This window comes from Kitasatospora sp. CMC57 (assembly GCF_045866025.2).
Taxonomy (GTDB): Bacteria; Actinomycetota; Actinomycetes; order Streptomycetales; family Streptomycetaceae; genus Kitasatospora.
In genome coordinates this window covers 401,283-424,294 of record NZ_AP035881.2, presented here as the reverse complement: position 1 = coordinate 424,294, position 23,012 = coordinate 401,283, and the positions used below count along the sequence as shown (strand labels likewise).

The following is a 23,012-nucleotide window of genomic DNA, read 5'->3' as shown; positions in this document are numbered from 1 at the left end:
GCCAGTGAACAAAAGGGGATGAAGACATGGGGAGGCCGGAGAAGCCGGTGGACGAGACGGGCGGCGCGGTCGCGGAGTTCGCGAGCGGGCTCCGTCGACTGCGTGCCGAGGCTGGCAACCCGACGTACCGGGACATGGCCAGGACCGCGATGTACTCGGCCTCGGTGCTGTCCAGCGCCGCCAACGGGCACCGACTGCCCACCCTGCAGGTGGCGTTGGGGTATGTGGAGGCCTGCCGGGGTGACCGGGAGGAGTGGCGGCGGCGCTGGTTGGTGGCCGCCGCCGGAGGCGGGGTGCCGGTGGTCGGGGCGCGGCCCGCGGTGTCGGTGACCGAGCCGGCCGCGGAGCAGCCGCCGCCGCTGTCGGCGGCGGCGCCGGCGTCGGTGCAGCCGCTCCCGGCGACCGCACCGCTGGGCGCCGGAGTGCCGGATGCCGGGCTGCCGCGGCCGGCCCAACTGCCACTGCGCCCGCAGGGGTTCGTGGGACGGAGCGCCGAGCTGGCCCGACTGGGCGGTCCCGGCGGCAGCCCGGTGCTGATCAGCGGGCGGGTCGGGGTCGGCAAGAGCGAGCTGGCGCTGCGGCACGCGTACGACCTGGCGGACCGTCTGGTGGACGGTCAGCTCTACGCGGATCTCGGTCCGTTGACCAAGGAGACCTTCAACCTGGCGGAGCTGGTAGGAGGCTTCCTGTCCGCGCTCGGGGTGCCGCCGGAGCGAATACCGGCCGCACCGGACCAGCAGGCGGGGCTGTTCCGCTCGCTGCTGGCCCGGCGCAGGGTGCTGGTGCTGCTGGAGAACGTGCACTGCGAGCGGCAGATCAGGCCGTTGCTGACCGAGAGCGGGACCAGTACGACCATCATGGTCAGCCGCACTCCGCTCCTGGGCCTGCGGGACGTCCGGCGGATCCGGCTGGAGCCGCTGCCCCGGCCCGACTCGGTCGAGCTGATCGACCGGGCGCTGCCCGAACGGGCCCGGGCGGACCACGCCGGGGCGGACCGGCTGGCCGAGCTCTGCGGTGACCTGCCGCTGGCGCTCGACATCGCCACCCGCAAGCTGGCCGCCAGGCCGGACATCTCGCTGCGCTGGGCGGTGAGCCGGCTGGAGTGCCCGGAGACCCTGCTGGGCTGGCTGAGCGTCGGTGACCTGTCGATGCGTGAGTCGCTCAACTCCGCCCACGTGCAACTGGGCGACCGAGCCGCCGAATTGCTCGATCTGCTGGTGAAGCAGCCGGATTCCGAGCTGCGGGCCGAGGAATCAATCCCGACCGGAGCCGACGAATTGATCGACGAGTTGGTCGATGCGGGGATGCTCGGACCGGGTGAGCGGCAGGGCACGTACCGGGTCGACCCGCTGGTGCGGGCCTTCGTCTCGGACCGCGATCCGGCCCACAACCTGCAGCCTCGCCGGGAGTTGCCCTTCCCGAAGATGCGACCGGGGACAACCGCGGGGCAGTTGACCGGTCCGGTCGAACAACTCGCTGCCGGGGCCGCTTGATCGGCCTTGCCGGACAAGGCTGTCGATCAACAGCCCCACTCGCTTGACTCGTCCTACCGAACGGCGCCGAACACAAGAACGGGGCCGGAACACCTACTCGCTCGAAGGGGCGGTAGGACGAGTAGCGAGGTGGCACAGCAATGACGAACCACAACGAGGTCGAGGTTCTGGCAATCGGTGCCGGCCCGTCCAACCTGGCCCTGGCCGTGGCAATCGAGGAGTCCGGCTCCTCCGGTCTGGCCGCCAACACCCTCATCCTGGAGCAGTACCCCGACGTGAAGTGGCAGCGCAACCTGCTGCTGCCCTTCGCCCGCAGCCAGGTCTCCTTCGTCAAGGACCTGGTGACCCTGCGCAACCCGCAGAGCCGGTTCTCCTTCCTCTCCTTCCTGCACGCCAAGGGCCGCCTGGACGAGTTCGTCAACCTCGGCACCTTCAACCCCTTCCGCCGCGAGCTCTCCGAGTACCTGCAGTGGGTGGCCAACTCCCTGGAGCACGTGGGGGTCCGCTACAACGCGAAGGGCCAGAGCGTCGCACCCCGCCGGGCCGACGACGGCACCGTGATCGGCTGGCGGGTCACCCTCACCAACGGCGACACCGTGGACGCCCGGGACCTGGTGGTCGGCACCGGCCGGGACGCCAACGTCCCGAAGGAGTTCGCCCACCTTCCCGCGGACCGGGTCATCCACAGCACCCAGTACAGCACCCGGATCGCCCAGTACCCGATCGACCGACCGGTCCGGGTGGTGGTGATCGGCGCGGCGCAGAGTGCCGCCGAGATGTTCATGGCCGTCCACAAGGACCTGCCGCTGAGCCAGCCGACCCTGATCCACCGCTCGATCGGTCTGCAGAACTACCAGACCAGCAAGTTCGTCAACGAGCTCTTCTTCCCCTCCTTCGTGGACCAGTTCCACGACAGCCCGGCCGAGTCCCGGAAGCAGATCCTCGAGGAGATCCGGCTCACCAACTACGCTGGTCTGGCCGCGCCGTTCCTCGACGAGACCTACTCGATGCTGTACGAGCAGAAGCTCTCGGGTTCGCAGCGCTCCGCCGTCCGGTCGATGACCGAGGTGCTGGAGGCCCGCGAGGAGGACGGCGAGGTGGTGCTGGAGCTGCGCGACCGCCGTACCGGCAAGGTCGACCAGGTCCGCTGCGACCTGGTGCTGCTCGGCACCGGCTACGACCAGCGGATGCCCGCCATGGTCCGTCACCTGGCCGGCCAGGTCGGCATCGAGGACATCGCGGTCAACCGCCGCTACCGGGTCGACCTCGGCGAGACCACCCGCGCCGGGCTCTACCTGCAGGGCTTCAACGAGGCCACCCACGGCATCTCGGACTCGCTGCTCAGCGTGCTGGCGCACCGGTCGCACGAGATCACCACCGACATGCTGGACCGCCGCAGCGTCTCCGCCACCCGGAGCCACTGATGGAGATCCGTCGCCTCGACCGGGCCAACCTGACCCCCGCCTACGGCATCCTCGGCGAACGTCTGCAGCCCTGGGACGCGCTCAACGCCCCCTTCGAGGGCGCCTGGTGCGTGATCAGCGGCGGCGGGGAGTCCACCCCGCACTCGCACCACGAGTACGAGATCTTCATCGCGATGGCGGGCCGCTCGACCCTGGTGGTCGACGGCACCTCCCACGAGTTCATCGCCGGCGACATCGTCCAACTGCCGCCCGGCTGCACGCACAAGGTGGTCAACGACCACCAGGAGGACTTCGAGTACTACGGGATCTGGTGGGACTCCGACATGTCGGACGCGTTCCTCGCCCGTCACCACAAGGAGAAGGCATGAGCAAGCGCGTGGCGGTGATCTCTCCCGCCCCGACCGCCAACGGAGACCTGCACCTCGGCCACCTGGCGGGGCCGTTCCTGGCCGCCGACGTCTACACCCGCTACCAGCGGGCGACCGGCCGGGAAGCCGTCCTCGGCACCGGTGCCCAGGACACCTCGACCTTCGTGGTCACCACCGCCCGACGGCTGGGCACCACTCCGGAGGCACTGGTCGCCGACTCGACCGCCCGGATCGAGTCCACCCTGGCCGCGATGGGCATCGAGGTGGACGGCTTCAGCCGGGACGAGGAGCGCTTCACCAAGCTGGTGCTGGAGTTCATCGGCCGGCTGCACGAGGCGGGCAAGGTGGTGCTGCGGCCGACCCGCTTCCCCTATCTGCCGAGCACCGGCGAGTACCTGGTGGACGGCTTCGTCAAGGGCGGCTGCCCGGTCTGCCTGACCGAGGGGTGCGCCGGGCTCTGCGAGAGCTGCGGCCACTCGTCGGCGGCCGGTGACCTGATCGACCCACGCTCCACCGAGTACCCCGACGCCGTCGTGGAGATGCGTGAAGTCCCGGTCCTGGTGCTGCCGTTGGAGGAGTACCGGGAGCAGCTGAAGGAGTACTTCGCGAGCAGCGGCGCCGCGCTCCGGCCACACATGGCCCTGGCCGTGCGGGAGATCCTGGACGGCCCGCTGCCTGACCTCCCGATCACCTACCCGATCTCCTGGGGCATTCCCGCCCCGTTCCCCGAGGTGGCCGGGCAGACCATCAACCCGAACGCCGAGACGATGGCCTGGTCCATCTACACCACGGCGCTGGGCGCCGAGAAGCGCGGCGAGGTGTTGGCCGCCGACGACCAGCTCTGGTGGCCGGAGTCCGAGACCGAGGTGGTCTACTTCCTGGGCTTCGACAACACCTTCCCGTTCGCCATCGCCGGTGCCGCGATGCTGCTGGCGCTGGGCGACCGGTACGCGCTGCCGGCCCGGTTCGTCACCAACGAGTTCTACGAGCTGGAGCACCAGAAGTTCTCCACCAGCCGGGGACACCTGGTGTGGGGTCAGGACCTCGCGGACCGGCTGCCCCGGGATGTCGGCCGGTTCCACCTGGCCGCCACCAGCCCGGAGAACCAGCGCACCAACTTCGGCTGGGGAGCCCTGGAGGCCGTCACCGGCGCCCGGCTGATCCAGCCGTGGAACCGGGTGGCCGCAAAGGTCGAGCAGTGGGCCGGGCGCACCCTGCCGGTCTCCGCCGCCTCCCGCTTCGCCGCCGACCGGATCACCCAACGCTTCGCCGCCGCCTACCAGTTGCCCGCCTTCAGCCTCGGCCGTGCGGCCGAGACGCTGGCCGAGCAGCTCGGCCGCCTGGACCGCTGGGAGGTGACCGAGGAGCTGGCCGGGGACTTCTGCCACCAGGTGGAGGCCGTCCTGCGCGGCGCCGCCCCGATCCTGATCGACCTGGCCGCCGCGGTCCTGGACGACACCGCCGTCCGGGACCGGGACGAGACCACCGAGATCACCCCGAAGGCCCTGCCCCGGCTCACCGGTGGGGCGGTCTGAGATGGCAACCGAAGCGCGTCGGGTGCTGGTGGTCGGGGCGGGGGTGACCGGACTGCTCACGGCGGTACGGGCCTCGCTGGCCGGTCACCAGGTCACCGTGCTGGACCGGGGGGCGATCCCCAACCCGGGCTCCACCTCCTTCGACCAGCACCGCGCGGTCCGGGCGCTCGACCCGGCAGACCTGGCAGGGACCAGGCGCACCGCGGTCGCGCACCGCAGGTGGCTGGCCATGGAGGCCCTGCTGGGCACCAAGTTCTACCGTCAGGTCGGCATGCTCTCCGCCTGGCCGGCCGCCGAGATCGACCAGGTGACCGCCGCTGCGGCCGACGCCGCCCTCCCGGTCACCCTGGTCGACCCGGCCACCCTCCCGCACGTGCGGTTCCCCGCCGACTCGGTCGGCGTGCTGGAGCACCAGGGAGGTGTCCTGCTCGCCGACCACGCCCTCGCGGCGGTGGTCCGCTGGCTGGCCGAGCAGCCCAACGTCACGCTCCGCCCCTGGCAGGAGGTCAAGGCCGTGGACCCGGAGACCGGCGAGGTGCACCTGCCCGACGCCGAGACCCTGGAGTCCGACCTGACGCTGATCGCCACCGGCCCCTGGTCGAAGAACCTGGTCGACCTGCCGATGCTGCTGCACCGTCAGACCCTGGTCTACCTCAAGCCGCCGGAGGACCTGGCAGCCGTCTGGGAGCAGACCCCCGGCATCGGCCGGATCGGCTCCGAGGGCACCGCCTGGCTGCTGCCGCCCGGTGAGGGCACGCTGCTCAAGGCGAGCTCGGCCACCGTCTGCCGAGAGGCCGACCTGGCCGCCGACGGCAGCCCGGCCGAAGAGCTCCGATGGGCCGAACAGGTGCTGTCCGAGCCGATCCTGACCGACCCGAAGCGCTACACGGTGATGGCGGTCAAGCGCTGCCACTACCTGGTGGACGCCGGCACCGGCGCCGCCCACCTGATCCAGCTCGGCCCGAAGACCTGGGCCAGGACCGCCAGCGGCGGCGACGGGTTCCGTACCGCCCCGCTGGTCGCCGACCGCATCGCGGCGGCTCTCGAAGACACCGACTACCTTGGAGGAGAAACGAAATGACCGCCGAAGACCGAGTGCTGCTGGTGATCGGCAGCGGACTCAAACTCTACCGCGAGTACATCATCGAGTCCGCCGCCCGGCGGGCGGCCGAACTCGGCCTCAAGCTGGTGCTGGTCAACAACCTCAAGCCCACTTGGCAGCAGGAGTACTTCGACGAGATCACCGTGGTCAACGTCTTCGACCACGAGCAACTGCGGGACGCGGCGCGGGAGATCGCCGGTCGCCGGACGATCGTCGGGGTGGCCTGCTACGACGAGCCGCTGGTGATGCCGGCCGCCGAGCTGGCCGCCGAGTTCGGGGTCCCCGGTCTGGGCCTGGAGGGTGTGCAGGGCTGCCGGGACAAGCACCGGACCCGCTCGCTGCTCTCCGCCGCCGGACTCCCGCAGCCCGGCTTCGAGTTGACCGACACCCTGGAGCAGGCCCGGGCGGTGGCCGACCGGATCGGCTACCCCGTGGTGGTCAAGCCGCGCGCCCTGGGCGCCTCGATGGGTGTCGTACTCGCCGAGGACCAGGCCCAGTTGGACCAGGCGTACCTGGTCGCCTCGAACGCCAGCCTGGTCGGCGACGAGCCGTTCCGCGGCGGGGCGATCGTCGAGGGCTACGCCGTCGGCCCGGAGATCAGCATCGACGGGGTGGTGCACCGGGGCGAGTACCGGCCGATGTTCATCGCCCGCAAGGAGACCGGACACCACCCGTACTTCGAGGAGATCGGCCACGTCGTGGACGCCGCCGACCCGCTGCTCCAGGACCAGGAGCTGCTGGACGTGCTGAGCAAGGCGCACGAGGTGCTGAACGTCGAGAACGGGATGACCCACACGGAGGTCAAGCTGACCTCGTACGGCCCGGTCATCATCGAGATCAACGGCCGGCTCGGCGGGGACCTGATCCCCTTCCTGGGCCGGATCGCCACCGGGATCGACGTCGGCGAGGTGCTGGTGGAGGCCGCGACCGGGATCCGCACCGACATCTCCTTCACCCGGCGCGAGGTGGCCGGCATTCGGTTCGGCTACCCGACCGAGGACGTCACCGTCCGCGAGGTGCGGGTGCCGACCGGCCTGCCGGGACTGGTGACCGCCGCTCCGATGGTCGAACCGGGCACCGAGCTGCGGCTGCCGCCCGGCGGCTACCTGGCCAGGCACTCCTTCGTGGTCTCCCAGGCCGAGGACCGGGAGGGCGTCACCGAACGCCTCCGGGAAGCACTGAACGCAGTCGAGTTGGACGCAGATCCGCTGGAACGAAAGGACGTGAGTGCGGTGCTGGAGATGCCTGCAGGGCTGTTGGACGTGGACAAATGAGGATCGACTACGACGGACGCCAGTTCCGGAAGCTCGAATCGACCGACGGTGTGGTGGCGGTCTACCACCAGCGGGACGACCTGGTCTGGGCGGACTTCGCCGGTGGCCCGGTCCGCCGGGGGAGCGTGGCCGGCACCTGCAGCGAGGACGGCACGCTGCGCCTCGCCTACACCATGGTGCTGACCGGCGGAGAGGTGATCGCGGGGCACTCGACGAACACCCCCGAGGAAGGCGCGGACGGCGAACTGCTGCTCCGCGAGGAGTGGGAGCGGTACGGCCCGCACGCCGAGACCGGAATCTCCTACCTGTCGGAAGTGACGACACGTCAGAAGCAGGAGGCAGTGCGATGACGATCGACTGGGAGAGCCTGCGGAGCCAGGTGGACGGCCGGGTCAGCCGGCCGGGGGAGCCCGGCTTCGAGGAGAACAGCAGCGCCTTCAACAAGCGCTACGCGGGCGTCACGGCAGCCGGGGTGCTCTCGGTGGCCAACGTGGCGGACGTTGCCCGGGGGATCGCCTGGGCCCGCTCGCAGGGGCTGCCGGTGGTGGCCAGGGGCGGTGGCCACAGCTACGCCGGGCAGGCCGTCACCACCGGGCTCGTGCTCGACCTCCAGGGTCTGGACGCGATCACGGTGGACCGGGGCTCGGAGCTGGTCCGGGTCGGCGGTGGGGTCCGGGCCGGCCAGCTGTACGCCGAACTCCAGCGCCACGACCTGGCGGTGCCGCTCGGCAACTCGAACGACGTAGGGATCGGCGGCCTCACCCTCGGCGGGGGTGTGGCCGCGGTCTCCCGGGCCTTCGGCCTCACCTGCGACGCTCTCGTGGAGACCGACATCGTGCTCGCCGACGGCACCCTGGTGACCTGCAACGAGCACGAGAACTCGGACCTGTTCTGGGCCTGCCGGGGCGGTGGCGGTGGCAACTTCGGGGTCAACACCTCGTTCACCTTCCAGGCCAGGCCCACTGTCGCCAGCTCCACCTGCCTGCTGATCTGGCCGCTGAGCGACGCGGCCAGGGTGCTGCCGGTGATGCAGCTGATCATGCAGGGCGCCCCGAACGAGTTCTCCGCCCGGATCGGCGCCAGCCGCTCCTCCGGGGACGACGGGATGGTCTCGGTCATCGGCCAGTTCCTCGGCCCCGCCTCGGAGTTGCGGAAGCTGCTGGCCCCCGTCCTGGACACCGTGGTGCCCGACCGGGCCGAGATCGAGGACCGCACCTACTGGGAGGCAAAGGACTACCTGCACCACGAGACCTCCGGCGACCCGTTCGCGGTCCGCACCAGGACGGTCACCGAGCCGCTCTCCGAGGAGGCGCTGCACACCGCGCTGACCATGCTGGCCAAGTGGCCGGGCAGCGGCAACCCGGACGGCGCCGGCCTGGCGCTCTTCACCTGGGGCGGCGCGATCAACAAGGTCCCGGCCACCGAGACCGCCTTCCCGCACCGGGACGTGCTCTTCCTGGTCTCGATGGACACCTCCTGGAGCACCGAGGACAGCGCCGAGGTCCGGCAGGCCAACCTGGACTGGCTGACCGAACTGCACTCCGCGATGGGCGAGTTCGCCCGGGACGCCAGCTACGTCAACTTCACCGACCCTGACCTGCCCGGCGCCCAGGCCGCCTACTTCGGCCCCAACCTGGACCGACTGCGTCAGATCAAGCGCCGGTACGACCCGGACCGGGTCTTCCACTTCCCCCAGGGAATCTGACAGATCTCCGCCCCCTCTTCCGGCATCTGACATACCGCCGTTCGACGAGCCGTCAATCGACGTACCGTCTTCCCACCGAGCACGAGAGGACCCTGACATGTCGCCCGATCTGCGCGGCGCGATGCGGAACTTCGCCACTGGAGTCTGCGTCGCCACCACCTACGCCGACCTCGAGGGCGCTCGCCGCCACGACGCGGTCACCCTCAACTCCCTGACCTCGGTCTCGCTCGACCCGCCGCTGGTCTCGCTCTCCCTGCACCGCGACTCGCAGTTCCTGACCGATCTGCTGGAGACCAAGAAGTGGGCGGTCTCCATCCTCGACTGCGAGGCCGAGCCGCTTGCCCGGCGGCTCGCCAAGGGCCGGGACGACCGGGCCGAGGCGGTCGGCGCGCTGCCGGCCACCCCGGGACCGATCACCGGGGCCCTGGTCCTGGACGAGCAGAGCGGCCTGGAGTGCGTGCTCTGGGACAGCTTCGACGTCGGCGACCACACGATGGTGATCGGCGAGGTGGTCTCCACCGGCGTCCGTGACCTTCAGCCCCCTCTGCTCTTCCTGCACGGCAGTTTCCAGCACCTGGCATCCGCCAGTACTTCCAAGGAGTCCTGAATGCCGAACAACCCGGCAGTCCCGAACACCGCCGCCGACATTCTCGCCGCCGCCAAGGCGCTGGCCCCGCAGCTGCGGGAGCGCTCGGTCGAGATCGAGCAGAACCGCCGGATGCCTGCCGACGTGGTCGAGTTGATCCGCGGCACCGGAGCCTTCCGGATGGGCTTCAGCAAGGCGTGGGGCGGCCCGGAGCTGACCTCGGTGGAGCAGACCGAGGTGGTCGAGGCACTGGCCTACGGTGACGCCTCGGCCGGCTGGGTCGCGATGATCGGGATGGACTCCGGCCTCTACGCCAACTTCCTGGACGAGGTGGTGGCCAAGGAGATGTTCCCCAGCATCGACATGACCACGGCCGGGCTGCTCTTCCCGACCGGCAAGGCCGACCGGGTCCCCGGTGGCTACCGGCTCAGCGGGCGCTGGCAGTTCGGCAGCGGCGTCACGCACGCCGACTGGGTGGTATCCGGTGCGTTCATCACGGAGAACGGCCAGCCCTGGCCGGCCGACGGTCCGCAGGACTCGATCCTGCTGGCGGTCCCGCAGTCCGACATCGAGGTGATCGACACCTGGAACACCACCGGCCTGGCCGGCAGCGGGAGTTGTGACTACACGATCACCGACGTGTTCGTCCCCGAGAACCGCACGATGACCTTCGCCGCCGTCCGCAACGGCGCGGGCCCGCTGGCCCAGCCCGAGGTGCACATGCGCAACATGCCGGGCGTCCCGCTCGGGGTGGCCCGGGCCGCGCTGGACTGGGTCCGCGAGCAGGTGGTCGCCAAGTCACAGCCCGGTGGCGGTGGTTGGAACGACAACTGGCGGATGCAGGTCGCCCTAGCCGAGTGCGAGGCGGACTTCAACGCCACCCGGAGCGCGGTCTACGGCGCGATGCGGCGCCAGTGGGAGGTGCTGGAGGCGGGCGGCACGATGGACGACATGACGGCCGACGAGCGCGCGGCGCTGCCGCTCTCCCGGCTGCACGCCTTCCGGACCGCCCGCTCGATCGTGATGCGGCTCTACGACCTGATGCAGACGGGGTCGATCTACCGCCCGAGCCCGCTGGACCGCTGGCTCCGCGACACCATGACGATGTGCCAGCACGTGGTGGCCCAGGACAAGATCCTGCAGACCGCCGGTGCGTACCTGCTGGGCAGCAAGCCCGGCTTCCCGCTGAGCCTCGGCATCACCGGCTGAGAGCAGCCCCGCAGGACCTCTTCCAACACCCCGGAAGGACACACCCTCATGACCGACCTCCTCACTCCCCCCGTCGCGACCCGGCGGCAGGCGCGCATCCGGCACTTCCTGATGTGCCGCCCGGACCACTTCGATGTCACGTACACCATCAACCCGTGGATGGACCCGGCGAAGCCCACCTCCAACGACCTGGCCGTCGCGCAGTGGGAGGTGCTGCACAACCTGCTGGTCTCGCTCGGCCACCACGTGCAGACCATCGACGCCGGGGCCGGTCTGCCGGACATGGTCTTCGCCGCGAACGGCGCCACCGTGGTGGACGACAAGGTGCTGGTTGCCCGGTTCCGGCACCCCGAACGGGACGGTGAATCGCAGCACTACGTCGAGTGGTTCAGGAAACAGGGGTTCGTCGAGGTCGTGCAGGCGCAGTACCCGAACGAGGGGGAGGGCGACTACCTGACCACCCGTCGGGCCATCCTGGCCGGCAACGGCTTCCGCTCCGACCCGCGTTCGCAGGCCGAGGCCGAGGCACTGTTCGGCCGCCCGGTGGTCGGACTGACCCTGGTGGACCCGCGGTTCTACCACCTGGACACCGCGCTGGCCGTGCTGGACGAGGACGAGGTCATGTACTACCCGGCCGCCTTCACCCCGGAGAGCCGCCTGGTACTGGAGACGCTGTTCCCGGACGCGGTGCTCGCCGACGAGGCGGACGCGGTGGTGTTCGGTCTCAACGCGGTCTCCGACGGCCACAACGTGATCCTCCCGGAGGCCGCCACCGGCCTGGCCGCCAAGCTGAGGGCCCGGGGCTTCCGCACCCACGGCGTGGACCTCTCCGAGCTGCTCAAGGCGGGCGGCAGCGCCAAGTGCTGCACCCTCGAACTCCGGCACTGACCCGCCCGGCACCCACCCCCCACCCCGTTCCTTCCGTGACAGGAGACGCACCACCATGACCGAGCAGCCCTGGATCATCGTCGGGTTCGTGAACGTCCTGCCGTACATCAAGGAGTTCGCTCCCGGTTCGGTGATCGTCATCGACGAGCCGGACGTGATCCGCAAGAGCAACGTCAAGGCCGCCCTGGAGGGCGCCGAGATGCTCCGCGAACTGATCGAGTGGGAGTATCAACTCCCGGCCTCGGCAGACGAGTTCTTCAACACCTATCCTGATCTGGAACCGGCCCTGGTCTCGCCGCTGGTTGAGTACGCCACCCCGTTCGCGGCCCGGCTGGCCGAGCGGTACGGGGTGCCGGGCGCTGGTGCCGGCGCGGCGCAGGTGCTGCGGGACAAGTCGCTGCTGCGCAAGGTCACCCGGGCGGCCGGTGTGCCCAACCCCGCCTCCCGAGAGGTCTCCTCCGTCGACGAGGTCCGGGAGTTCGCCGCCGTGTACCCGGGCTCGCTGGTCCTCAAGCCGGCCAACCGGCAGGCCTCCGTCGGCACCAAGGTGCTGCACTCGTTGGAAGGCCTGGACGCCGCCTGGGAGGAGTGCATCCAGCAGGACGAGGGCCTGGTGGTGCCGGACCGGGAGCGTGAACTGCGGATGCTGATCGAGCAGTTCGTGAAGGGCGAGGAGTACAGCGTCGAACTCCTGGTCCGCGAGGGCGAGGTGCTCTTCTCCAACGTCACCGGCAAGCTGCTGTTCCCCGGACCGCGCCCGATCGAGATGGGACACACCGTCCCGGCCGCCGGGATCTCGGACGAGCTGAGCGAGCTGCTGGTGGCGCAGACCGAGACCGTCATCCGGTCGGTCGGCTTCGGCAGCGGCATCATCCACTGCGAGTGGATCGTCAGCGACGGCCTCCCGTACCTGGTCGAGTGCGCCGGACGGTTCCCCGGTGACGGCATCCCGATGCTGATCGAGGAGGCCTACCGGATCAACCTGGCCGGCGACTTCTACACCGTCATGCAGGGCGGCCGGCCCGCGCCGATGCCGCGGCGGGCGGCGGGCGGCGCGGCGGTCCGCTTCCTCGAGGCGGCGCCCGGCGAAGTGGTCTCGGTCAGCGGGGTCGAGGAGGCGCGCGAACTGCCGGGCGTGCTTTCGCTCACGCTGAAGCCGGCCCCCGGCGACACCGTCCACGAGCTGCGCAGCTCCTGGGACCGGGTCGGCTCGGTGATGGCCCGCGGAGCCGACTCGCTGGAGGCGTTGCGGAACGCGGAGGCGGTGGTCGACGCGGTACGGATCGAGACCGACCCCACCACCGCGGAGCGGTGAGCCGAAGTGCCGTGGCCGGACGCGCCGTACCCCGGGAACCGTACTCGGCGGTCGGCGCGTTCTCGGCGTGCCCTGACCCCACGACAGCGGTCCGCCCGGTAAGGTTCCCGGGCTGTTTCCGGCGTGAAACGGTTCGGTCCCCGGGCTAGGCAACGGGCGGTGCAGTTGGGATCATCAACGCCACCCCACCGCGATCACCCGGGAGTTGCCCTTGTCCAGCCAACTGGTCCACCCCGACCGCCGGGTCGAACTGCTCCCCGACGTCGCGCTGACCGATCCGCGGTTCGCCAACGAGGACCTCCGCCCGGTGCCGGTGGCCGAGCGGCGCTGGACCACGTACAACTTCCTCGCGCTCTGGGTCGGGATGGCGCACAACGTGCCGTCCTGGACGCTGGCCTCCGGTCTGGTCGCGCTCGGCATGGACTGGAAGCAGGCGGTCCTCACCATCGGACTGGCCAACCTGATCGTGCTGGTCCCGATGCTGCTGACCGGCCACGCCGGCACGCGGTACGGCATCCCGTTCCCGGTCTTCGCCCGGGCCTCGTTCGGTCTGCGCGGTGCCAACCTGCCCGCGCTGCTGCGCGCCGCCGTGGCCTGCGCCTGGTTCGGCATCCAGAGCTGGATCGGCGGCTCCGCGATCTTCCTGCTGGCGGGTGAACTGATCGGCTCCGGCTGGCTGGAGGCGAGCACGGTCGGCGGCTACCCGTGGACCCAGTGGCTGTCCTTCCTGCTGTTCTGGCTGATCGAGATGCTGGTGATCGCCCGGGGCATGGAGACGCTGCGCCGGTTCGAGAACTGGGCGGCGCCGTTCGTGATCGTCGGTGCGCTCGCGCTGCTGGTCTGGATCTCCGTCAAGGCGGGCGGCTTCGGTCCGCTGCTCTCCCAGCCCTCCGCGCTCGGCTGGGGCAGTGGCTTCTGGCAGGTCTTCTTCCCGGCCCTGATGGGCATGATCGGCTTCTGGTCCACCCTGTCGCTGAACATCCCGGACTTCACCCGCTTCGGCGGCAGCCAGCGCGCCCAGGCGGTCGGCCAGGCCCTCGGCCTGCCCACCACGATGACGCTGTTCGCGCTGCTCTCGGTGCTGGTGACCTCCGGCTCGCAGGCCGTCTACGGCGCGCCGGTCTGGGACCCGGTGGCGCTGGCCGCCAAGATGGACAGCACCGTCGGCATCCTGTTCGCGCTGCTCACCGTGCTGATCGCCACCCTGTCGGTGAACATCGCCGCCAACGTGGTCAGCCCCGCGTACGACCTCGCCAACCTGCTGCCGCGGTTCGTCACCTTCCGCACCGGCGCGCTGATCACCGGGGTGGTCGGAATCGTGATCTTCCCATGGAAGCTGGTCTCCGACCCGGCGTTCTACATCTTCACCTGGCTCGGCACGGTCGGCGGCCTGCTCGGCAGCGTCGGCGGCGTACTGATCGCCGACTACTGGCTGATCCGCCGTACCGAACTCGTGCTGGCCGACCTGTACCGCCGCGAGGGCGGCTACTGGTACAGCGGTGGCTGGAACTGGCGCGCCGTCACCGCCCTGGTCGTGGGCGGCCTGTTGGCGGTCGGCGGTTCGCACGGCGGCCCGTTCCCGGCCGACGGCCTGATCCCGCTGCTCAAGCCGCTGGCCGACTACGGCTGGGCGGTCGGCCTCGGGGCGGCCCTGGTGCTCCACACGGCGCTCACCCGGCTCGCCCCGCCGCGGTCCGGGTGAGCGCCACGCCGGGTCAGAACCGCAGGGTCCAGGTGTCCAGGTAGCCGCTGAAGTAGCGGAGGACGTCGGTGACCCGCAGGCGCCAGGTGCCGTTGGCGGTCTCACTGGAGGCATCGACGGCGAAGACACCGGTCAGGTCGGGGCTGCCGTCGGAGATCTCCTCTGCCTTGATCAGGTACACCGTGCCGTCGGGGGCGATGAGTTCGACCCGCAGGTCGCCGCTCCAGCCGTGCTTGATGTCGAGTTCGACCTCGAGCTCGGCGGGGGCCCGACCGGAGATGCCGGTGACGGTGACGGGTGACTCGACCGGGCCGTTGTCGGTGATCAAGTCGGTGCTGTTGGTGAAGCGCGGCCCCGGCGGGCGGACGGGGGAGCTGCCGGTGTAGAGCAACCGGTCGGCCGAGCCCTCGCCGAGGTCGTGCAGCGAACCGGTGGTGGCGCTGCCGGTGAGGGCGGCGGCCACCTGGGCCGGGGTGGCGGTCCGGTGGGCCGCCAGGTAGATGGCGGCCGCGCCGGCCACGTGCGGGGCGGCCATCGAGGTGCCGGACATGGTGGTCTCGCCGTCCTCCCACCAGGTGGCGGCCGAGACGATGTCCGAGCCCGGCGCGAACAGGTCCACCAGCGGGCCGTAGTTGGAGTAGGAGGCGCGCCGGTCGGCACTGGTGGTGGCGCCGACGGTGAGGGCGGTGGCGACCCGGGCGGGCGAGTGCGCGGAGGCGTCCAAGCCATCGTTGCCCGCCGCCACCGTGTAGGTGAGGCCGGTGGCTATCGAGTTGCGGACGGCGGTGTCGATCGCCTCGTCCGGATCGCCGCCCAGGCTCATGTTGACCACCGCGGGTTTGACGGCGTGCGAGGTCACCCAGTCGACGCCGGCCACGACCTGTTCGGTGGTGCCCTCACCGGAGTCGTCGAGCACCCGGACGGCGACCACCCTGGCCTTCTTGGCCACGCCGTGCAGGGCGCCCGCCACGGTGGCCGCGACGTGGGTGCCGTGCCCGTGGCCGTCCTCGGCGACGGTGTCGCCGTCGATGGCGTCGTAGCCGTAGACGGCCCGGCCGCCGAAGTCGTGGTGACTGATCATCACCCCGGTGTCGACGATGTACGCGGTCACCCCCTGGCCCGCCGTGTCCGGGTAGTCGTAGCGGTGGTCCAGCGGCAGCCGGCGGTGGTCGATCCGGTCCAGGCCCCAGGACGACGGCGCGGTCTGCGTGCTGGTCGCGTCCAGCCGCACCCGGCGGTTGGGGACCACCGTGGCGACGGCCGGGTCGGCCGCCAGCCGGCGGGCCTGCCGGGAGTCGAGCTCGACCGAGTAGCCGTGGAACGCCGCGTCGAAGCTGCGGCGCAGCTTCCCGTGGTACCTGGCCGCCAGCTCGGTGCCGGAATCGGCCTTCAGAGCCCGGGACTTGAGGATCACCAGGTAGCTGCCTGGGACGGTGCCCGGTGCGCCGTCCCCGTGCACCACCCCCTCCTGGCCGGCGGCTGTGGCCGGGGCCGCGCCGCCCGCGACGGCCAGCGCCGCGGCGAGCAGCAGCGTGGCCGGGGCACGGTGGGACAGCAGGAATCTGCGGAGCATGTCTTCCCCCCTCGCTCGACCCGCGTCGGGGTGACGCGGGTACGCCGGGGGAGGCCGTGCCGGACGATCGCGTGGTTCTCCCCCCACCCGTACGAGCCTGACGGACAGTCAAGTCGCTGGCAAGGGTGATCGGTTGATCGGCACCGCACTGCCGTCGGTTCAGTCCTCGACGATCAGGGAGGGGGTGTCGTGCCGCAGGGTCCGCCCCCGGAAGTACGCAGGGGCGCGGTGCTGCCAGAGGAGCATCAGGACCAGGCCGAGCAGCAGCAGGCCGAAGCCGATCAGGAAGACGGTGCCGACGCCGAACAGCGAGGTGCCGGAGCCGTAGTCCGGGTCCCAGGTGTCGACGGCGGTCTTGGCGAAGACCAGGGTGAGCAGCACCGCGCCGGTCAGCGGGAAGAGGCCCTTGAACAGGAAGTCCCGTACGGAGTGGGTGAGTTCGCGTCGGAAGTACCAGACGCAGGCGTACGAGGTGAGGCCGTAGTAGAAGCAGATCATCATGCCCAGCGCGAAGATGGTGTCCACCAGCACGCTGTCGCTGATCAGGGTCATCACGGTGTAGAAGACCGCCGTGCCCACCCCGGAGACCAGGGTCGCGGTGGAGGGGCTGGCGAACCGGGGGTGGACCCGGGCCAGCCGGGCCGGGACGGCCTGGTAGGTGCCCATCGCGAGCATGGTGCGGGCGGGCGGCAGGAAGGTGGTCTGGAGGCTGGACGCGGAGCTGGCCAGGACGGCGACGAAGACCAGGATCGCCAGGCTGCCGAGCACCGGATCGGCCAGCGCGGCGAAGACGTTGTCCTCGGTCTCTGGATTGCCCAGACCGTACGAGGTGCTGCCGACCCCGGCGAAGCGCTGGGCCGCGACCGCGATCACCAGGTAGCTGGTGAGGATGACCAGCATGGTGAGCAGCGCGGCCCGGCCGGGGGTCTTGGCGCTGCCGCTGGTCTCCTCGTTGACGGTCAGTGAGGTGTCCCAGCCCCAGTAGATGAAGAGCGAGAGCGACAGCCCGGCGGTGAACGCGGCGAAGGACTCGACCGCGAACGGGTCCAGCCACTGCCAACTGAACCCGATGGCCAGCTCGGAGCGCCCCTGACCGGCCTTGACGAACGCGAACACGGCGAACAGGGCCAGCACCACCAGCTGGAGCGTCACCAGGACGTACTGCACCTCCTTGGTGAGGCCGACCCCCCGGTACGCGACCGCGGTGGCGGCGGCGACGAAGGCGACGCAGGTCAGGACGTTGACGCCCTTGTTGTCCGCCAGGTCCGCCAGGCCGGGATGGCCGAAGACCCGGGCCAGGAGGAGGTAGAGGAAGGAGACCGCCACGCCGGCCAGATTGGAGAGCACGATGATGGTGGCCACGACCAGACCCCAGCCGCACATCCAACCCACGTGCGGGCCGAACGCCTTCGCCGTCCAGGTGAACGAGGTGCCGCAGTCCGGCATGACCCGGTTCAGCTCCCGGTAGGCGAAGGCCACCAGCAGCATCGGCACGAACCCGGCCAGGAACACGGCGGGCATCTGCAGGCCGACCTGACCGACCGTCGGCCCCAGGGTCGCGGTCAGCGCGTACACCGGCGCGACCGAGGAGACGCTGAGCACCACGCTCGACACCAGGCCGACCGCGCCGGAGCGTAGGCCCTTCTCCTGCAGGTCCGGCTCCACCAGGTGTTCGCCGTCGGTACTGCGGTCGCTCGCGCGCACTAGGGCCTCCCGACAGGGATCATCGGCGCGGCGGCGGCGCGGTGTCACGGACCGGTGCGCCGACCCGCGCGGAACCACCCGTGCGGCGGTGCGCCCGGGGCCGTCACTGGGCGTCGTGCGCGAGCAGGGCCACGTAGAGCGAGGTGAGCTGCTCCAGGTCGTCCAGGTCGAGGCCGAGCCGGGCCTCGATGCTCTGCAGCCGCCGGTACAGCGCGGGGCGGCTGATGTGCTGCTGCTGGGCGGCCAGCGACTTGTTACGGTTGGTCCGCAGGTAGGTGCGCAGCACGTCCAGCAGGTCGGGGTGGTCCAGCAGCGGGCCGAGTTCACGGGTCACGAAGCCCTGGAGCTCGGGGTCGTCGCGCAGCAGCCGGACCAGGCCGCGCAGCCGGACGTCCCGCAGCCGGGCCACCGGACCGGTCGGCCGACAGGCCAGTGCGGCGTCCGCCACGTGCACCGCCTCGACGAAGGAGCGGCGCACCTCGTCCAGCACCGGGCAGCCGAAGCCCGCACCGACCACCACCCGGCCGGGGGCCAGCTGCTCGTGCAGCCCGACCGCGAAGCGGTGCAGCTCCGCCTCGGCGTCCACCGTGCTGAGCAGGACGGCGGTGGTGTCGCCAGGCCCGATCCTGGCGGTCAGGGCGGCCAGCCGGTGCTCGCTCAGAGTGCGCCCGACCGCCTCGGGCAGGCCGTCCAGTGGCTCGCGCGGGCGGACCACCACCGGGACGAAGGTGCGCCGGTCGACCGGCAGACCGGCCGCCCTGATCCGGGGGAGCAGCTGCTCGGGGCGGGCGGTGCCGGTGGCGAGGTCGGTAAGCAGCGCCTCGGCCGCCTGGTCCTCCCAGCTGCGCTCGCGGTCACCGAGCAGGCGGTGCACGGCCAGCGCCTCGGCCGCCCGCCGCCCGAGCAGCGCGGCGGTGCCGGCCTGCCCGAACAGCACCAGCTGACCCCACTGGCGACCGCGCGCCTCGAGCGGGTGGACCGTCCAGCCGTCCGGCGCCGAGGTCGCCAGCTGACGGGATATCCGCTCCCAGTCCCGCAGCAGCGCACCCAGCGCGGCCGGTTCACCGGCCGAGGCGAGCACCCGGTGCGCGGGGCTGACCACCACCGCCGGACAGCCCGCATGGGCCGCGATCTCCTCCAGCAGCCGGTGCAGCGGCACCCCGGCCAGGTTGAGCGCGGTGAGCGCGGTGCCCATCCGTTCGGCCTGGTCGAGCGCCGCGAACCGGCCGTGCAGCAGCCGGGCGTGCACCTCCTCGGTCAGCCGCGCGAACGGCGCCGGGCGGCGCAGCACCACCAGCGGCACCCCGGTCCGCTCGGCGGCCCGCCGCATCGCCTCCGGCGTCCGGCGGAACGCCCGCCCCAGGCCGAGCAGGACGGCCGCGACGTCGGCCCGGCGCATCGACTCCACGTACTCCACCTGGGCCCGCTCGTCCCCGGCCAGCAGCACGCCGGTGGTCAGCACCAGCTCACCACCCGTCAGCATCACCGCCACGTCGGACGCCTCCGCCACGTGCAGCCAGCGCACCGGCCGGTCCAGCCCCTCGGCGCAGGCCGCCACCTCCGGGTCCCACTGGGCGACCAGCTCCAGGGCGAGCACGTCACGTACGGTCAGTCGGGTCCGGTCGGTCAAGCGGTCCTCCGCGCTGAGTGGGGGTCACCGGAGTGTGCCACGCCCGGCGGGCCGCGCGGTCCGGCCGCCGCCGGGGCGGGTGAACTGAGCCACACGGCGAGCCGTCGGCAGCGGAGATCCCGCAGGTCACAGCCGTCCGCCGGGCGACCGCGAGCGGAACGGACCGTTGCCGGACGGGCGGGCCGGATGACAGAGTGCGGCCATGGTCAACTCCGCCGCGCCCGTCACCACCCCGCTGCCGGCTCCCGCCGCCGTCTTCGACTGGCTGGACCAGGCCGCCGGCCTGCGGGCCGCCGCCGGGCTGACCCGGACGCTGCGCAGCCGCCCCGCCGAGGACCCGCTGCTCGACCTGGCGGGCAACGACTACCTCGGGCTGGTCCGGCACCCGGCCGTGACCCGGGCGGCCGCCGACGCCGCGCTGCGCTGGGGCGGCGGCGCCACCGGCTCCCGGCTGGTCACCGGTACGACCGCGCTGCACACCGAACTCGAAGAGGAACTGGCCGCCTTCTGCGGCGCCGAGGCAGCGCTGGTCTTCTCCTCCGGGTACGCCGCCAACCTGGCCGCGCTGACCGCCCTGACCGACCCCGACACGCTGATCGTCTCGGACGCCCACAACCACGCCTCGCTGATCGACGGCTGCCGGCTCTCCCGCGCCGAGGTGCACCGGGCGCCGCACGACGACCCGGCCGCCGTGGCCGAGGTGCTCGCCGCCCGCACCCGACCGCGCGCGCTGGTGGTCAGCGACTCGGTGTTCTCGGTGGACGGCAACGCCGCCCGGATCGGCGAGCTCTCCGCCGCCGCCCGCGCGCACGGCGCCGCACTGCTGATCGACGACGCGCACGGTCTGGGCGTGCTCGGCCCCGGCGGCAGCGGCGCGGTGGCCGCCGCCGGACTGGCCGGAGCGCCCGACACGGTCGCCACCGTCACCCTCTCCAAGTCGCTCGGTTCGCAGGGCGGCGCCGTGGTCGGCCCCCGACGGGTGATCAGGCACCTCACCGAGACCGCCAGGACCTTCATCTTCGACACCGGCCTCGCCCCCGCCGCCGCCGGAGCCGCGCTGGCCGCGCTGCGCCTGCTGCGGGCCGAGCCGCACCGCGCCGACCGGGCCCGCAAGGTGGCCCGGATGCTCTCGGCCCAGCTCACCGCCGCCGGTCTGCGGGCCAGCATCCCGGACGCGGCCGTGGTCTCGGTCCGCGCCCCCGGCCCGGAGGCCGCCGTGGCCTGGGCCGCAGACTGCCGCACCGCAGGCCTCGCGGTCGGCTGCTTCCGCCCGCCGTCCGTGCCCGACGGCATCTCCCGGCTCCGCCTCACCGCCCGCGGCGACCTGACGGACGCCCAGATCGCCCACGCGGTGGAGGTGGTCCGCCGCACCGCCCCGCGCGGGTGACCCGGCGTCAGCCGTGTGCGCCGGCCGCACTGCCGAGCAGTACCAGGAGCAGGAGCGCGCAGGCGTTGGTGACGGGGTACGACACCAGTACGGCGACGAACTCGCGCAGGACGGCGCTCGGCCAGTAGTAGCCCGCCGTCGGCGCGCCGGTCACCTGGCCCGGGACGCCGGCCCGGCGGGTGATCAGCGCGGTACGCAGGACGTGGAAGTCGTTGGTTACCACCAGGCAGCGGTAGTGCTCCCGTTCGGCCGACATCACGGCCGCGCTGAACTCGAGGTTCTCGGCGGTGTTGCGGGACCGGTCCTCCAGCCGGATCCGGTCGGCCGGGACCCCACGCCCCGTCAGGTACCCGGCCATCGCGGCGGCCTCCGAGCACTGCTCGTCGGAGCCCTTGCCGCCCGAGACCACCAGCACCGGCGGCCGCCCCCGGGCGTCCTGCGCCGCACAGAGCTCGTACGCGCGGTCCAGCCGGGCGGCCAGCAGCGGGGGCACCTGGTCGCCGTCGACCAGTCCGGCGCCGAGCACCACCAGGAAGTCCGCGTCCCGGCGCACCGGCAGCCGCCCGTACAGCCAGGAGTACCCGAGGAAGCAGAGCAGCAGGAAGGCCAGGTACCCGGCGGGCAGCAGGACCGCGCCCGCCACCACATGCAGGGCCGTGGAGTCGACCCGGACGGCCGTCCAGAGCAGCGCGAGCACCCCGAGCACGGCCAGACCCGCGCCGAGCGACAGCAGGTTGGCCAGGCGTCCACCGCCCTCCTGGCGGGCCATCACCACGCCGTTCGCGAGCAGGCAGACGGCCACCGCCACGGCGGCGAGCACGGCGGCGAACGGGGTCAGCACCTCAACGGCGTCCAGCACCCGGTCCGGCAGCCGGTCGAGCTCGCCGAAGACGCCCAGCAGGAAGAAGGCGGCCGCGAGCCCGAGCAGCACGGCATTGCTGAAACGGCGGCGGTCCCGGCGGACGTTCCGGCCGAAGACCACCAGGAGCAGGGTGGCGAACGCGTAGGCGATCATTTGACTGATCCTAGGCGGCGGTCAGCGCTCTGCGAGCGGTACGCCGTTCCAGCGCCACCCGGTGAGGCGAGGACGGCCCGGGAGCTCGGCGCGGCCGGTGGACCAGAGCAGGGTGGGCCAGGGGTCGGTGTCGGTGGGGGAGTCGGGGAAGAGGCGGGCCAGCACCCGGGCGCAGAGGTCGGCGGGCGGGTTCCAGGCCAGGCCGAGGCCCTCGGACAGGTCATGGGCGTGGACGAGGATCTCCACGATGCCCATGGCGGTGAAGCCCTCGGGGTCGGAGACGCCGAAGACGTGGTGGGCCCGGACCTGCGGCGGTGTACAGCGGGCCATCGCCGCCAGCAGCGCACCGGTCGCCTCCAGCACCTGCAGCATCCCGGCGGGCCCGGCCGCACGGTCGGCGCCGATCGCGTTGGCGGGGCCGCCCGGCCGCTTCCGTTCCCAGCTGAACGGCACCTCGCGGTCCGGCGCCGGCGTGCGCGGGCCGAGCTGGGCGGCGTACGCGAAGAGGTCGTCGGCCAGGTGCTCGGCCGTCTCCCAGCAGGTCCACTCCAGCGACCCGGCGTTCCGCTCCCAGGCCGCCACCTCGGAAGACTCGCGGAGGGTGTCAACGGCGAGCCGGAGCGCCAGGTCGAGGTCGTCGGGTGTCACCGGCTGGGGTGAACGGATCACGGTCATGCCGGGACGGTACCCCGCCGCTCGGCGCGGATGCCGGTCATTACCGACGGATGCCAGAGCTGACGGCCGGTCGAAACACGACGCTCAGTCCTGGGACGGACGGGCGGCCCAGCGCCGCGTCACCGTGTCGTACAGGTAGGCGCAGCCCTCCGCCTCGGTGTCGAAGCTCGCTTCGACCCACTGTTCGCCACGCTCGTACACGGCGACGTACCAACGGCCGTCGAGCCCCTCGCCGAGGACCGGGACCGACTCCGGGATGTAGACGAAGGACTTCAGGTCCCGGGTGTTGACGCCGTAGACCCTGTCACTCACGCCGAACGCACGCAGCGCCGCCACGAGCTGGTGCCGGTCCATGCCTTCGGCTTGCACGATGCTCCATCCCGTAGACCCAGGTACCCCGCGGCGCAGGGCTCCTCGATCGTACCGG

20 protein-coding genes are annotated in these 23,012 nt (G+C 71.8%); 14 read left to right on the top strand and 6 right to left on the bottom strand.

The window, feature by feature from the left end; all coding sequences use genetic code 11:
* The first annotated feature begins 26 nt into the window (after positions 1-26).
* From ACKUU6_RS01980 to ACKUU6_RS01920, 13 genes are all read left to right on the top strand, one after another.
* Positions 27-1,493 carry an XRE family transcriptional regulator gene (locus tag ACKUU6_RS01980; protein WP_407986637.1) on the top strand — a complete coding sequence of 489 codons (1,467 nt, stop codon included), beginning with the start codon at positions 27-29 and terminating at the stop codon, positions 1,491-1,493.
* A gap of 140 nt (positions 1,494-1,633) precedes the next feature.
* Positions 1,634-2,917, top strand: a complete 1,284-nt coding sequence (locus ACKUU6_RS01975) for a SidA/IucD/PvdA family monooxygenase (RefSeq protein WP_407986635.1) — start codon at positions 1,634-1,636, stop codon at positions 2,915-2,917.
* Complete coding sequence (locus ACKUU6_RS01970; protein WP_407986634.1) at positions 2,917-3,285, top strand: cupin domain-containing protein; 369 nt, start codon at positions 2,917-2,919, stop codon at positions 3,283-3,285. Before ACKUU6_RS01975 ends, ACKUU6_RS01970 begins: the two co-directional genes overlap by 1 nt.
* Complete coding sequence (locus tag ACKUU6_RS01965) at positions 3,282-4,820, top strand: class I tRNA ligase family protein (protein WP_407986633.1); 1,539 nt, start codon at positions 3,282-3,284, stop codon at positions 4,818-4,820. The genes ACKUU6_RS01970 and ACKUU6_RS01965 overlap by 4 nt, the downstream gene beginning before the upstream one ends.
* A gap of 1 nt (position 4,821) precedes the next feature.
* The gene (locus tag ACKUU6_RS01960) at positions 4,822-5,901 is read left to right on the top strand and encodes an NAD(P)/FAD-dependent oxidoreductase (protein WP_407986632.1); all 1,080 of its coding nucleotides are present in this window, start codon (positions 4,822-4,824) and stop codon (positions 5,899-5,901) included.
* Positions 5,898-7,196, top strand: a complete 1,299-nt coding sequence (locus ACKUU6_RS01955) for an ATP-grasp domain-containing protein (RefSeq protein ID WP_407986630.1) — start codon at positions 5,898-5,900, stop codon at positions 7,194-7,196. The genes ACKUU6_RS01960 and ACKUU6_RS01955 overlap by 4 nt, the downstream gene beginning before the upstream one ends.
* On the top strand, positions 7,193-7,546 hold the full coding sequence (locus ACKUU6_RS01950) for a hypothetical protein (RefSeq protein WP_407986629.1): 354 nt from the start codon (positions 7,193-7,195) through the stop codon (positions 7,544-7,546). The genes ACKUU6_RS01955 and ACKUU6_RS01950 overlap by 4 nt, the downstream gene beginning before the upstream one ends.
* Positions 7,543-8,901, top strand: coding sequence for an FAD-binding oxidoreductase (locus ACKUU6_RS01945; protein ID WP_407986627.1), 1,359 nt, complete (start codon positions 7,543-7,545; stop codon positions 8,899-8,901). The genes ACKUU6_RS01950 and ACKUU6_RS01945 overlap by 4 nt, the downstream gene beginning before the upstream one ends.
* 97 nt (positions 8,902-8,998) lie before the next feature.
* A complete protein-coding gene (locus ACKUU6_RS01940; protein WP_407986626.1) occupies positions 8,999-9,508 on the top strand; it encodes a flavin reductase family protein in 510 nt (169 codons plus the stop codon).
* Positions 9,509-10,696 (top strand): acyl-CoA dehydrogenase family protein, encoded by a 1,188-nt coding sequence (locus ACKUU6_RS01935; RefSeq protein WP_407986625.1) that lies wholly within the window; start codon positions 9,509-9,511, stop codon positions 10,694-10,696.
* Between the two features lie 48 nt (positions 10,697-10,744).
* Positions 10,745-11,584: a dimethylargininase gene (gene ddaH / locus ACKUU6_RS01930; protein ID WP_407986624.1), complete on the top strand. Its 840-nt coding sequence runs from the start codon at positions 10,745-10,747 to the stop codon at positions 11,582-11,584.
* A 55-nt stretch (positions 11,585-11,639) separates the two neighbouring features.
* Entirely contained in the window at positions 11,640-12,899 is a 1,260-nt protein-coding gene (locus ACKUU6_RS01925; RefSeq protein ID WP_407986623.1) for an ATP-grasp domain-containing protein, read from the top strand.
* 211 nt (positions 12,900-13,110) lie between these two features.
* Positions 13,111-14,601, top strand: a complete 1,491-nt coding sequence (locus ACKUU6_RS01920; protein ID WP_407986622.1) for an NCS1 family nucleobase:cation symporter-1 — start codon at positions 13,111-13,113, stop codon at positions 14,599-14,601.
* A gap of 13 nt (positions 14,602-14,614) precedes the next feature.
* Here ACKUU6_RS01920 and ACKUU6_RS01915 read toward each other — a convergent pair whose 3' ends face one another.
* From ACKUU6_RS01915 to ACKUU6_RS01905, 3 genes are all read right to left on the bottom strand, one after another.
* Positions 14,615-16,174, bottom strand: a complete 1,560-nt coding sequence (locus ACKUU6_RS01915) for a S8 family peptidase (protein WP_407986621.1) — start codon at positions 16,172-16,174, stop codon at positions 14,615-14,617.
* A gap of 159 nt (positions 16,175-16,333) precedes the next feature.
* The gene (locus tag ACKUU6_RS01910; RefSeq protein ID WP_407986620.1) at positions 16,334-17,878 is read right to left on the bottom strand and encodes an APC family permease; all 1,545 of its coding nucleotides are present in this window, start codon (positions 17,876-17,878) and stop codon (positions 16,334-16,336) included.
* Positions 17,879-17,981: 103 nt separating this feature from the next.
* Positions 17,982-19,508: a PucR family transcriptional regulator gene (locus ACKUU6_RS01905; protein WP_407986619.1), complete on the bottom strand. Its 1,527-nt coding sequence runs from the start codon at positions 19,506-19,508 to the stop codon at positions 17,982-17,984.
* A 202-nt stretch (positions 19,509-19,710) separates the two neighbouring features.
* Here ACKUU6_RS01905 and ACKUU6_RS01900 point away from each other — a divergent pair, with 202 nt between their 5' ends.
* A complete protein-coding gene (locus tag ACKUU6_RS01900) occupies positions 19,711-20,895 on the top strand; it encodes an 8-amino-7-oxononanoate synthase (protein ID WP_407986618.1) in 1,185 nt (394 codons plus the stop codon).
* 7 nt (positions 20,896-20,902) lie between these two features.
* Here the strand turns inward: ACKUU6_RS01900 and ACKUU6_RS01895 are convergent, their stop codons facing one another.
* The 3 genes from ACKUU6_RS01895 to ACKUU6_RS01885 all read right to left on the bottom strand — a co-directional run bounded on the left by ACKUU6_RS01895 (position 20,903) and on the right by ACKUU6_RS01885 (position 22,954).
* Entirely contained in the window at positions 20,903-21,910 is a 1,008-nt protein-coding gene (locus ACKUU6_RS01895) for a YdcF family protein (protein ID WP_407986617.1), read from the bottom strand.
* Between the two features lie 21 nt (positions 21,911-21,931).
* Entirely contained in the window at positions 21,932-22,585 is a 654-nt protein-coding gene (locus tag ACKUU6_RS01890; RefSeq protein WP_407986616.1) for a hypothetical protein, read from the bottom strand.
* 84 nt (positions 22,586-22,669) lie between these two features.
* Positions 22,670-22,954: a hypothetical protein gene (locus tag ACKUU6_RS01885; RefSeq protein ID WP_407986615.1), complete on the bottom strand. Its 285-nt coding sequence runs from the start codon at positions 22,952-22,954 to the stop codon at positions 22,670-22,672.
* Between the last annotated feature and the right edge of the window lie 58 nt (positions 22,955-23,012).

What these genes read in the sequence shown, in the direction of transcription:
- ddaH (WP_407986624.1), top strand. Translation starts at nt 10,745, where the DNA reads ATGACCGACCTCCTCACTCCCCCCGTCGCGACCCGGCGGCAGGCGCGC.
- ACKUU6_RS01980 (WP_407986637.1), top strand. Translation starts at nt 27, where the DNA reads ATGGGGAGGCCGGAGAAGCCGGTGGACGAGACGGGCGGCGCGGTCGCG.
- ACKUU6_RS01890 (WP_407986616.1), bottom strand. Translation starts at nt 22,585, where the DNA reads ATGACCGTGATCCGTTCACCCCAGCCGGTGACACCCGACGACCTCGAC.
- ACKUU6_RS01915 (WP_407986621.1), bottom strand. Translation starts at nt 16,174, where the DNA reads ATGCTCCGCAGATTCCTGCTGTCCCACCGTGCCCCGGCCACGCTGCTG.
- ACKUU6_RS01900 (WP_407986618.1), top strand. Translation starts at nt 19,711, where the DNA reads ATGGTCAACTCCGCCGCGCCCGTCACCACCCCGCTGCCGGCTCCCGCC.
- ACKUU6_RS01965 (WP_407986633.1), top strand. Translation starts at nt 3,282, where the DNA reads ATGAGCAAGCGCGTGGCGGTGATCTCTCCCGCCCCGACCGCCAACGGA.
- ACKUU6_RS01925 (WP_407986623.1), top strand. Translation starts at nt 11,640, where the DNA reads ATGACCGAGCAGCCCTGGATCATCGTCGGGTTCGTGAACGTCCTGCCG.
- ACKUU6_RS01940 (WP_407986626.1), top strand. Translation starts at nt 8,999, where the DNA reads ATGTCGCCCGATCTGCGCGGCGCGATGCGGAACTTCGCCACTGGAGTC.
- ACKUU6_RS01975 (WP_407986635.1), top strand. Translation starts at nt 1,634, where the DNA reads ATGACGAACCACAACGAGGTCGAGGTTCTGGCAATCGGTGCCGGCCCG.
- ACKUU6_RS01945 (WP_407986627.1), top strand. Translation starts at nt 7,543, where the DNA reads ATGACGATCGACTGGGAGAGCCTGCGGAGCCAGGTGGACGGCCGGGTC.
- ACKUU6_RS01970 (WP_407986634.1), top strand. Translation starts at nt 2,917, where the DNA reads ATGGAGATCCGTCGCCTCGACCGGGCCAACCTGACCCCCGCCTACGGC.
- ACKUU6_RS01935 (WP_407986625.1), top strand. Translation starts at nt 9,509, where the DNA reads ATGCCGAACAACCCGGCAGTCCCGAACACCGCCGCCGACATTCTCGCC.
- ACKUU6_RS01955 (WP_407986630.1), top strand. Translation starts at nt 5,898, where the DNA reads ATGACCGCCGAAGACCGAGTGCTGCTGGTGATCGGCAGCGGACTCAAA.
- ACKUU6_RS01960 (WP_407986632.1), top strand. Translation starts at nt 4,822, where the DNA reads ATGGCAACCGAAGCGCGTCGGGTGCTGGTGGTCGGGGCGGGGGTGACC.
- ACKUU6_RS01895 (WP_407986617.1), bottom strand. Translation starts at nt 21,910, where the DNA reads ATGATCGCCTACGCGTTCGCCACCCTGCTCCTGGTGGTCTTCGGCCGG.
- ACKUU6_RS01950 (WP_407986629.1), top strand. Translation starts at nt 7,193, where the DNA reads ATGAGGATCGACTACGACGGACGCCAGTTCCGGAAGCTCGAATCGACC.